At 37.2% G+C, this 11,052-nt stretch carries 8 protein-coding genes and 4 pseudogenes; 8 read left to right on the top strand and 4 right to left on the bottom strand.

Annotation, left to right across the window (positions count from 1 at the left end):
- Positions 1 to 129: 129 nt before the first annotated feature.
- Positions 130 to 528 (top strand): annotated as a pseudogene (locus tag AAIE21_RS28725) (ATP-binding protein); the annotation flags it as partial.
- Positions 529 to 716: 188 nt separating this feature from the next.
- Here the strand turns inward: AAIE21_RS28725 and AAIE21_RS28720 are convergent.
- Both AAIE21_RS28720 and AAIE21_RS28715 read right to left on the bottom strand, forming a co-directional pair.
- Positions 717 to 994 (bottom strand): annotated as a pseudogene (locus tag AAIE21_RS28720) (Tn3 family transposase); the annotation flags it as partial.
- 74 nt (positions 995 to 1,068) lie between these two features.
- A complete protein-coding gene (locus tag AAIE21_RS28715) occupies positions 1,069 to 1,563 on the bottom strand; it encodes a DUF6022 family protein (RefSeq protein ID WP_343269801.1) in 495 nt (164 codons plus the stop codon).
- 221 nt (positions 1,564 to 1,784) lie between these two features.
- On the opposite strand from AAIE21_RS28715, the gene AAIE21_RS28710 reads away from it, so the two are divergent.
- Together AAIE21_RS28710 and tnpB are read left to right on the top strand one after the other, a co-directional pair.
- Positions 1,785 to 2,024 carry a hypothetical protein gene (locus AAIE21_RS28710; RefSeq protein ID WP_343269800.1) on the top strand — a complete coding sequence of 80 codons (240 nt, stop codon included), beginning with the start codon at positions 1,785 to 1,787 and terminating at the stop codon, positions 2,022 to 2,024.
- A gap of 283 nt (positions 2,025 to 2,307) precedes the next feature.
- On the top strand, positions 2,308 to 3,435 hold the full coding sequence (gene tnpB / locus AAIE21_RS28705) for an IS200/IS605 family element RNA-guided endonuclease TnpB (RefSeq protein WP_343269799.1): 1,128 nt from the start codon (positions 2,308 to 2,310) through the stop codon (positions 3,433 to 3,435).
- A 1,143-nt stretch (positions 3,436 to 4,578) separates the two neighbouring features.
- Here tnpB and AAIE21_RS28700 read toward each other — a convergent pair.
- Positions 4,579 to 5,934, bottom strand: a complete 1,356-nt coding sequence (locus tag AAIE21_RS28700) for a TrkH family potassium uptake protein (protein WP_343269798.1) — start codon at positions 5,932 to 5,934, stop codon at positions 4,579 to 4,581.
- Positions 5,935 to 6,428: 494 nt separating this feature from the next.
- Here AAIE21_RS28700 and AAIE21_RS28695 point away from each other — a divergent pair, with 494 nt between their 5' ends.
- The 5 genes and pseudogenes from AAIE21_RS28695 (at position 6,429) to AAIE21_RS28675 (ending at position 10,166) form a co-directional block, all read left to right on the top strand.
- Positions 6,429 to 6,950, top strand: coding sequence for a hypothetical protein (locus AAIE21_RS28695; protein ID WP_343269797.1), 522 nt, complete (start codon positions 6,429 to 6,431; stop codon positions 6,948 to 6,950).
- Between the two features lie 649 nt (positions 6,951 to 7,599).
- Positions 7,600 to 7,920, top strand: a complete 321-nt coding sequence (locus tag AAIE21_RS28690; RefSeq protein WP_033796096.1) for a PadR family transcriptional regulator — start codon at positions 7,600 to 7,602, stop codon at positions 7,918 to 7,920.
- Positions 7,921 to 7,991: 71 nt separating this feature from the next.
- Positions 7,992 to 8,333: a DUF1048 domain-containing protein gene (locus AAIE21_RS28685; RefSeq protein ID WP_343269796.1), complete on the top strand. Its 342-nt coding sequence runs from the start codon at positions 7,992 to 7,994 to the stop codon at positions 8,331 to 8,333.
- A gap of 170 nt (positions 8,334 to 8,503) precedes the next feature.
- Positions 8,504 to 8,647: pseudogene (locus tag AAIE21_RS28680) on the top strand (ATP-binding cassette domain-containing protein); the annotation flags it as partial.
- Positions 8,648 to 8,936: 289 nt separating this feature from the next.
- On the top strand, positions 8,937 to 10,166 hold the full coding sequence (locus AAIE21_RS28675) for a serine hydrolase domain-containing protein (RefSeq protein WP_343269795.1): 1,230 nt from the start codon (positions 8,937 to 8,939) through the stop codon (positions 10,164 to 10,166).
- 374 nt (positions 10,167 to 10,540) lie between these two features.
- Here AAIE21_RS28675 and AAIE21_RS28670 read toward each other — a convergent pair.
- Positions 10,541 to 10,927: pseudogene (locus AAIE21_RS28670) on the bottom strand (IS4 family transposase); the annotation flags it as partial.
- Positions 10,928 to 11,052: the final 125 nt, after the last annotated feature.

The raw sequence follows: 11,052 nt of genomic DNA, 5'->3' as shown, positions 1-11,052 counted from the left end.
AGTAGCCAACAGCTACCAATATAATATCTTTTTTAAATTGTTTTCCTTTAAAATAGTTCATGCATCATGCTCCTGGGATCATTTTTCTTATATGGTAACTTCACTTAAAAAACTTTGCAACAGAACCCACTACCTCAACTTTGGATTATGCCCTGTAAAATCGTCCGTATTATGAGTAATCTATTACATAATGCCATTCGATATTCTCCAGTGTCTGGAAAAATCGAGTTAACTGTAGAAGAAAATAAGCAGAATCAACAAGTAGAATTTATAATACGTGATGAGGGGGAAGGTATTTGCCCAAATGACCAATTACGTATATTTGATCGTTTCTATAGAACAGATCAATCCAGAAGTTCACAGTCGGGAGGATCGGGACTTGGACTAGCTATTGCGAAATCATTGATTGAAATGCACAAAGGAGAAATTGGCGTGCGAAATCGCTTAGACGGTAAACAAGGAAGTGAATTTTGGTTTACTCTTCCCATAACATTAGAAAAAAATAAAACTACTGAAAAATTTCTATAATATCTAAGGTATTTTATCAAATTCGAAGGTCTTGAAAATAAAGAGAGAGAAGAAGTACACAACTTCTTCTCTCTCTTGGGATTAGGGTTGGGAATATCAATAGATATACCCCAAAGTAAATTTTTTGGATGCGTAATTTACTTTTTTATTATTATAACAAAAGTTTCATACAAAATAATATGCAATTATACATAATGGAAAATGAGTATTATATTCATTACACAACATATGTTAAGGGCACTCGCCCTCTGAAATTGATCTTGAAAGGCTTTATCACGTAATTCTCCTTGTTTTCCAAAGAATATATAATGTGCTAGTGCGTGCATTGTCTCTCCTTTATTTAATCCCCTCTGGATTCGTCAACGCATGGTTTTATCAGATAGATAATCTAAAATAAAAATGTCTTTTCAACCCTCCCCATTTCCCCTAATGCTTTAGCTATTTTATTTTGACTATAGGAACTTAAATAGTAGGTAGTTCCATATATTGTTACTTGTTGGATGGGTCAAGCCCTTTTTAGACAGCCTCTTGCTACATTAATCAAGAATTTGCGTTTAGGCTTAGAATTTTTTTTGTAATTTCATTTCTTCCAGTACCTGTAAAAGTCATTAGTCTTGGAGCTGAAGGGAGGTTGAAATTTACATGAGAATGAGATAATTCAAAAAGGAAAGTGCCAATTAATTGTTTATTTTGGTTTTCAATGACAATCCAAAAGATACGCTTTTCATGATCAGGCGTTCCCCATTTTGCTTTTTCAATAGAATTTCTAAAATTTAAGCACCCTGCAATAATAAAGTCATCTTCTTTTGTTTTTTCAGCAGACTGAAAACCTGCTTTCTCAAGCTCTTTCCATGCTGGAGGAAGTAGGTTATCTAAGTACATACCATACGTGGCATCTTCATACTCCGGAAATAATTTTTGGAGTATGAAGATGGTATTTGCAAGAACTTCTTCCCAATGGTCCTTTAGATAACCAGATACTTTTTGTCCTAACTCTTCAATTGACATTTCGGGTTGAATGTTTAATTTTGACACATAAATCCCTCCATCATTTTCTATTACTTACTCCTTAATCTTATAACATTAAAGCCAATTATAAAGTTTTCAATTGTATATACTTATTTTAGAGGGGATTAAATGATAAACTTTATAATAAATTTAATGTTGATAGGGATGAAAAAGAATGAAGAGTAATATAAGGCCTATTGATATTGCGAAAAGGTTAAAGTAATTACTTGTTGATTGGAGTGTTTTATATGTCATTAAAAGAATTAGGTACCTTTGAAATGACAAGCAATACAATTTTTGTAAGTGATCCTTGTTATCCAATAGAGACTTCAGTTACTGATAGTGGATATACAGAAGATGAAGATTTATCTTTAGTCCTAACTCCTGCAAAACAGGGTAATTGGAAAGCTACTGTATATTACTCTGAAGACGAAGTTGTTACAAAACTTGTTGCTACTCATATCGAAGCAAATGAAGATCCTGAGTGAATAAAGATAGATAAAGGTATTGAGGCTGATTCTGGACAAGCTGGAATTTTTGATTCAGCAATTTATAGAAAAGATGAAGTCATTACGTATGAAGTGAAAAACATTTTTAATATAAATATGGATGAAGAAGGACTTAAATTTTATCGTTTTCCGACAGAAAACTCCTTCCTCAAAAATGTGAGGGTGTGAAACACCAATTTTAGGTGGGAGATGAATGTCGGTAGGCGTGAGCCTACGTTTTTTGTATACTGTAGATATCTTATGAAAAAGTGGGGTGTAACCTATGTTAGTAAATAAGGCATATAAATTTCGTATCTATCCAAATAAGGAACAACAAATATTAATTGCTAAAACAATCGGTTGCAGTCGCTTTGTATTTAACCATTTTCTTGCTCTTTGGAATGACACTTATAAAGAAACAGGAAAAGGCTTAACCTATTCTTCTTGCTCTGCCGAGCTTACTCAATTAAAGAAGCAACAGGATACGATTTGGTTAAAGGAAGTAGATAGTATTGCTCTTCAATCCACATTAAAAAACCTCGCAGATGCTTTTTCACGTTTTTTCAAGAGACAGAATGATATTCCACGATTCAAATCTAAAAAGAATAAGATTCAATCCTACACAACTAAAGAAACGAACGGAAATATTGCAATTGTAGGTAATAAAATAAAATTACCGAAACTTGGCCTTGTTCGATTTGCCAAAAGTCGTGAAGTAGAAGGTCGTATTCTAAATACAACGATTCGACGTAACCCAAGTGGGAAATACTTTGTATCTATCCTCGTCGAAACAGACGTACAAGAAATGCCTAAAACTGAATTCACCTGTGGAATTGACGTTGGATTAAAAGATTTTGCCATTCTTTCTGATGGTACAGCATACAAGAACCCTAAATTCTTCCGTATATTAGAAGAAAAGTTAGCGAAAGCACAGCGTATCCTTTCTAGAAGAACGAAAGGTTCTTCGAACTGGATTAAACAACGTATGAAAGTTGCTCGTATTCATGAAAGAATTTCCAATGCAAGAGCTAATTACTTACATAAACTTTCTACTGAAATCATCAAAAACCACGATGTCATCGGTATGGAAGACTTACAAGTCAGTAACATGCTTAAAAATAGTAAACTTGCAAAAGCAATTAGCGACGTATCTTGGTCACAATTTCGAACGATTTTGGAATATAAAGCGAAATGGTATGGTAAACAAGTTGTTGTTGTATCTAAAACATTTGCTTCTAGTCAGTTATGTTCAAATTGTGGATACAAAAACAAAGATGTTAAAAATCTAACAATTCGTGAGTGGGATTGCCCTTCTTGTGGCACACATCACGATAGAGATCGAAATGCAGCGCTCAATCTTAGAAACGAAGCAATTCGTCTCTTAACCGTAGGAACTACGGGGATAGCCTAACCCATTAGAGTTCGATAGAACTCTGTACTTAGGAATCTCCCACTTCAAATAGTCCGTAAGGATGTTAAGTGGTGAGTAGTTCAATGGGTAAAATTAGATATAGGAGCCTATTATGCTTGTAGTTATGAAGAATATGTCTTCGTAACCAATAAGGGAATTTATTATCTTTCTATGCAAGTACATGATTAAAAAAATTGTGTACAGTTAGATATAATTTAGGATATCTTTTACCCGGTTCTTTGTATGATAAGGAACCGGGTGTTTTTTATCAGCAGATGTTTGGACATTTGGGTCTGCAGTATACGGGGTAGGACACACATTTTAACGTTTTTATACGCTAAGGGATTCTCAAAACTCCATAACACGAGTTGAATTGAGAATTTGATTTAAAGGGGTACGGAAATGATTCAGGGAATGAGGTGCCTATCTGATATTTATTTACAGAATAATTTAAGGAATGCTCTGACATATCAATATCTTCCCCATTTAAATTTACAAAGGAAGAGTTCATTCTGGACTCTTCTTTTTATGCGCTCCAAAAGGTACACCTTTAGATACATTTTTAACTTTCATGTATTTAGTGTTAAGTGGATTCCTTGGCATGTCTATAAAAGTATACTTTTATAGACATGCCAAGGCCTCACTAGATATTTGAATACATAGTAATGAAAAGTGAATCAAAAGGTGTACTTTGTGATATAGCTAAAAATGTAGAGTTTTTCATTTCAAAAATACAACTTATCTATATTTGAAATATGTCAATACAATTGTAGAAGAATTGACATGCATATTTTAAAATTTAATCTAGCACTAATTTGGAATATTTTGTCTTAATACCCCTTTTCGGGGGATGGGCAAAAACATCCAAATTATAAATTAATATGTCAAAATTATGAGCCGAATTTTTATTAAAGAAAGAACTTTGACTTATTTTATGTCGAAATTGCTTAGCGTATAGTTTCGTTAAATTTTAGGCGATACCTTATTAGTAAATAAGAAGGGGTTTTTTCATTTCTGATAGCACGGATTATGTTCGTGGAAAATTTACCCTCATTTACAAAAAGGTCGGTAATTCCGTTGTTAAGTAAGGAATTACCGACCTTTTTGTAAACTAATATTTTCTTTTTAACCTTTATCGTAAATCTATCCAATCAAGATTTTCTCTTCTGCATAACGTACCTTACTGTTCTTATTTCCAGACATAGCAAGAGCAAATGCCATTGTTAAAGGACCTAATCGACCTATAAACATCATCACTGTAATCAAAATACGTCCTATAGGGGTTAAATCGCCTGTAAATCCTGCACTCAGTCCTACTGTACCAAACGCAGAAACAGTTTCAAACAGAATTTTTGAGAGTTCAGCCTCTTTTTCCGTAATTGTCAGTAAAAAGAATATGATGAAGATAAAAAGAATGGCTGCAGTAGCGATTGACAATGCCCTATTAACTTGGCCTTGAGGAATTCTTTTCTTAAATACGTTAATGTCGTTTTTATTTTTTATTACTGCCCAAAGTGAAAGTAGAAGAAGTATAGCTGTAGTAACTTTAATCCCTCCACCAGTTGAGCCTGGAGATGCTCCTATGAACATTAAACCTATGATATAGACTTGAGAACTTATCGTCATTTGACCAATGTCAATTGTATTAAACCCAGCGGTTCTAGGTACGGTTCCTTGAAAATAAGCTGCCCATAGCTTATCCCCAAATGGTAAAGAACCTAGTGTAGAAGGGTTATGATATTCTAAACCTAAAATCACGAATAGACTAATCGTATTAAGAAAAAGTGTACCACCTAAAACGAGCTTGGTATGTAGTGAAAGCTTCCTCAAGTTTTTTTTCTCAAGTATATCTAGAATAACCGTAAACCCTATACCACCTGTCATGAATAAAACCGTAATCATAATGTTGACGATAGGATCACCTACCCACTTACTGAGGTTATCAGGCTCTAACCCAAACCCGGCATTATTAAATGCGGAAATAGAGTGAAATATACCATAATATATCGCTTTTTGCCAAGGCATCTCATATGACCAGCGAATGGCTAAAACTAGAGCTCCTAGCAACTCAGTAGCAAGTGTAATGACAATGATTCTCTGAACTAATTTTATAATTCCTTGCAAAGACAAGGAATTAATGGATTCTTGAAGCAAAAGTCTCTTCCTCAATCCAATTTTTTTCCCTAATATAAGAAACATCAAAATTCCACTGGTCATAAACCCCCAACCACCAAGTTGGATAAGAATAAGTAAAACAACTTGTCCAAATAAAGTAAATGTGGTCCCAGTGTCAACTACTGCGAGCCCTGTTACACATACAGCAGATGTAGATTCAAAAAGGGCATCTATAAATGATAAATGATGACGATCTTGGGTTGATACAGGTAACATGAGTAAAAAGGTTCCAATTAAAATTAAGCCTAAAAAACCTAATACTAAAATATGTGCTGGATTTAGTTTGAAGAATAGGTTTTGTCTTTTGAAAATTTTATGAACCAAAATAATAACTCCCCTCAAATGGTAAATGTATATGGATGATTAGTTTTCCCATAAAAACAATATCATATAAAGAACAACAGTATGATATAAATTAAAAAAGTCCTCTTTTCGCTTGCCAGCTAAAAAGAGGACTTTTCACAGATAGGACTTGATAAAATAAATTGCAGAAAGGTTGGATTTAGATGGCAAATGGCTATCTAAAAACACCTAACAGCCAGCACATTTTAACACATACATCTAAAAAAAGAAAGAAAGTTACGAAAAAGCGATATTACAACGTTTGGAGATTCAGCTGAGACACGTGTATATCTCGGTTGAACCCTCTAAAGGTTTTTATGCTATAAAAAGACAATAAATAATCTAGAGTATTTCTATATCAATAGACATTTACACGTTTCTACAAATATATGTTTAAAAACATGCTAACGTTAAACTGGCTATTCTTCATTTTTAGATCAAATACCAATGTAGCTTCGCTTAGGAGATGATTATCTGTGGATTTTCTTAATGATTTTTTTACTTGGGCGTTTGAGAGACATCAAAATATCCTGAGTTGGTATATTCGTCCACTATTTTTATTGCCGTTTTGTTATTTTTCTTATAAAAGAAGTACCAAGGGGATAATAATCACTTTAGTTGCATTAGCTACAAGTATGTTTTGGTTTCCAAAACCTACAACAGTGAATCCCAAAGTGGAAACTTTTTTGGAAATGGAAATGGATTATTTGTTTGGCAAGTGGAACTTTATTAAGATTGCATTGTCTTCACTGGTTCCGGTGACAATGTTTGCTTTAGCATATGCGTTTTGGAAACACTCTTGGAAGTATGGAATACTTGTCATTAACTTAATTGCTATATTGAAAGTTCTATGGAGTTTATATGCAGGTGATGGTTCAGGAATATCAATCGTTTTACCAGCTTTTATCGGACTGATAATTTGTAATTTATTTATTTGGATCGCTTACGAAGTTGTAAAAAAAATAGATAATGATAAATCAACAAATAATAAATTTTAATCATTTAAGACCATTACGAGATAAAAACTTTATAAAAAAAGCAGTAAAATAAATAACCGGTTCCTTAACGTACAGGGAATCGGTTATTTTGTGTCCAAAATGTGTCTAAACGTACAATTTTCTTTTTTCGATATGGTGACCCCTTGATGGGCATGGGGTACTAAAATTTCTTAGCTTGATGGGCATGTATGGTGACCCCTAATAGTGCCATTTGTATCTTTAAATTCTAAAACAGTCGTAATAAGAATAAAAATTTACTTTTCTGCTGAGATTATTAAGAACATAGGTCTACGAAGTTCTTCTTTCATTTTGGAAATACTCTTTAACATTTCTTCGAAAGGAAGCTGTATCCAATGAGAATAGCTGGTTTTAAAAATTTTTAGAAAATCCAGTTGACGGTCTATCTACTACGTGTTACGATATACTCGTAGTGAGTCATACTGTATACTCACACCACTGAATAGTGAGGTTGCAAAAATATTTTTAAGAAAAATAGTTGGCACCTTCTACTCGTTGATACAATATACATGTAATAAGTAATACTGAATAGTATAATTTCCTAAAAGCTATTCGGTAAAAATTTCCCTTAGTACTCTGTTATACTGAATATAAGTCAGACAAAATAGAGGAGGTAAAGGAGGATCTGGACATGGAAAATTTAACTGAAATGCTGAAGGGTTCGCTGGAAGGCTGCGTGCTGGAAATCATCAGCCGCCATGAAACCTATGGCTACGAGATTACCCGCCGCCTGAACGAGCTTGGGTTTACCGAAGTCGTGGAAGGGACGGTATATACCATCCTCGTGCGATTAGAAAAGAAAAAACTTGTGAATATAGAAAAGAAACCGTCAGATATGGGGCCGCCCCGCAAGTTTTATTCACTTAATGAGGCTGGCCGCCAGGAACTTGAATTGTTTTGGGAAAAATGGGATTTTGTATCATCAAAAATCAACGTCTTGAAGTCAATCTAGCTTCATAAGATATTCCGTCCGATATTTTTGGAGTGTCTTGTTCAGATTTATAAAAAAGGAGGAAAAATAACATGTTAGAAATGTTCAAAAAAATGATTGGTGATAAAAAAGAGTACAAAATGATGATGGCACGGGTTGAAGCCCTTCCAGAGGACTACCAGTTTGTATTTAAGAAAATTCAAAACTACATGTGGAATTTCACAGCGGGCAACGGGATGGATATGCTGCACATGCAGTATGAATTAATCGAGTTGTTCGAAGCTGGTGCAGCGGAAGGTAGACAAGTGCTGGAAATCACTGGGGACGACGTGGCGTCCTTTGCCGACGAACTAGTAGCAAACGCTAATACCTATGTCGCCAAGTATCGTGAAGATTTGAATCAGAGTATCATGAAGCGATTGGGAAAAAAGTAAATTCAGTAGATAATACCGACTGAATAGCTGGTTACAAATGTGAATTGCCACCTTCGCTATTCAGTTATATTTTTAACCTGGTAGTAAGTTATACAGATTATCAGTAAGACTAAATAGAAGAGTATAGGCAATCTAGCTCCGCAAGGCGCTTTTTATAAGGAGGAAAAAGTATGAGCAATGCAGCGATTTCTGTAAAAGGGTTAAAAAAATCCTTTAAAGACAAGGAAGTCTTAAAGGGGGTGGATTTTGAGGTGCGGCGTGGCGAAATTTTCGCACTGCTGGGCTCAAATGGAGCGGGCAAGACAACGGTTGTAGAATAAACGTCTGATGAACACATGGCTCTATGCTAAGTGCAGGACATATCTCGATTCTGATAACCCAGAAAAGGAAGTGAGTCAGATTTTGATTGCCAATATTCATTTTCTTTGATGCATCAAATCCACCTTTTTTACAAAGGGCTTTCAAGCATGAATAACAAAAGAGAATTTGTAGTTTTAAAACAATAGGGCTGATAAAAATGTAAAAAGAGGGAAACAAAATGAAAAAGATTACAACAGAAGATTTTCGTTCATCAAAAAATGGAAAAAAAAGGAGAGATTCATGATGGGACAAAGTAACAAAGGCTTTTCCGAAACAGGGTTGCGCAAAATGCGCAATGTACTGGCGCAGCATGTCGATTCTGGGAAGATTCCTGGGCTTGTCGCCCTAGTCAGCCGAAACGGTGAGACGCACGTCGAAGCGCTCGGTACAATGCGGCATGATGGTGGTGCACCGATGCGACGTGACACGATCTTCCGGCTTGCGTCCACTACCAAGCCGATCACGGTTTCTCCGGTAATGATCCTGCTCGACGAATGCAAACTGCATTTGGACGAGCCAGTAGACAAATGGTTGCCCGAACTCGCCAACCGGCAGGTGCTGAAACGACCCGACGGTCCGCTGGACGACACCGTTCCGGCACGGCGTCCGATCACTGTACGAGACCTGTTGACCTCCACATTCGGACTTGGAGTGGATCTGACTTTGATGGGCTCCCCGATCCAAAATGCGATCTTCGAAAATGGATTATTCGACGCGCCAGGGATGGAGTTGCCAGAGCCCGATGAGTGGATGCGACGCTTGGGCACACTCCCGCTGAGCTACCAGCCTGGAGAGCGGTGGCAGTACCATGTCAGCCTCGAAGTGCTTGGCGTGCTCATTGCTAGGGTCACAGGTCAGACATTCGAGTCGTTCCTGCGTGAACGCATCCTCGATCCGCTGGGGATGAAGGACACCGGTTTCTACGTGCCCGAGAGTAAGATTGACCGTCTGCCACCCGCCTGTAACCCTGATCCGCAGACGGGAGAGTTCATCGTGTGGGACGAGGCCGCAGGCGGACGTTACAGCAAACCTCCAGCATTCCAAGCAGGCGGCGGTGGGCTGCTCTCGACCGTCGATGACTATCACGCGTATTTACAGATGCTGTTGAACCAAGGGATGCACGGGAACAAACGAATCCTGTCCCGACCCGCAGTCCAGCTGATGACCACCAACCGACTCACGCCAGAACAACAAGCATTCCGAGAGGACTTGGCTAAAAACAACGTCCATTTGTCGTTTGGCCAAGGGATACAAGGCGGCTGGGGCTTTGGGATGGCGGTGCGTACCTATCTTGGAGACTACGCGTCTATCGGTCAGTTCGGCTGGGATGGCGGAACCGGCACTGCAGCTTACGCTGATCCAGACAAACGGTTTACTGGAATCCTGTTCACCCAGGTTGGGATGTCCACTCCGGACTCGTCGCATCTTATTCAAGACTTCTGGACCACGGTCTACCAAGCAATCGAAGACTGAAACCGAGCCCGCGGTTCTTCGTTCTTTTAAAAAAGGTTGGTGAATTTCATCGACCTTTTTGGGGCAGAATCAGGACATGATGCGGAGTTGGTTGGACGGAGTGGAAGCGGACAGGGGCATGGCCGCAAGTCCTTGGAAGTCTATTCAAAACTTGCAATCACCGATGCCCAGCAGGGATATAACGAGGTCATCAATAATTTAACTACATCTACATTACGGGTGGTGTCAGCTTCGCTGGTACTACCCCATTGCTATCAAGCTAAGCTTATGCAAAGTCAATTTTAGGTGAGATTGTTTCTTTTTTTCTAAAGGACAAGTGTAGGTAATTGAAAGAATTGCATACGAAATAAACCCTATCGGGTTTCATTTTTGAATTAAGCCGCTTGATTATTAGACATGGTACAATTGTAAACGACACCTAATATATCAAAGACTGTTTTCTTCTTGTATCGATGAGATTTCCGTCCGTTTCGCTGTAGGAGGTTAAACAGACGAAGAAGAATCTTTGATAATCCTTGGGTGTCTTTTTGCATTGCTCGAAACAGAAGAAAAAAATAGTCTTTAATCATATATATGGCTTTATATTCACTCAGCTCTTGTTTCTTTTTTATGAGAAGTAACTTGCGCATTTGAAACATAATAGAGGAACAGAGTAGAATGGCAATCAGTTGCCCATACAAATGGCATTCCAATCGTTCTCGTTTTATCTTTTTACAATGATGAATGTGAAAGAATGATTTCCACGTTTTAAATAAAATTTGTCGGGTAAAAGACTGGCGCGGTATCAGTTGCGGCCCGTCTCCAGCCTCTCCCCATAAGAACTGCTCGTGAGGTTTTCCCTCAAGCAGCTCACCCCATAAACTTCATCAAAAGGGTTATGAGACCT

This window comes from Paenibacillus sp. 102, from assembly GCF_039549175.1.
In the GTDB taxonomy this organism is placed as follows: domain Bacteria; phylum Bacillota; class Bacilli; order Bacillales; family Bacillaceae_G; genus Bacillus_A.
Note: the sequence above shows the minus strand (reverse complement) of the source record. Positions and strands in the feature narration are given on the sequence as shown.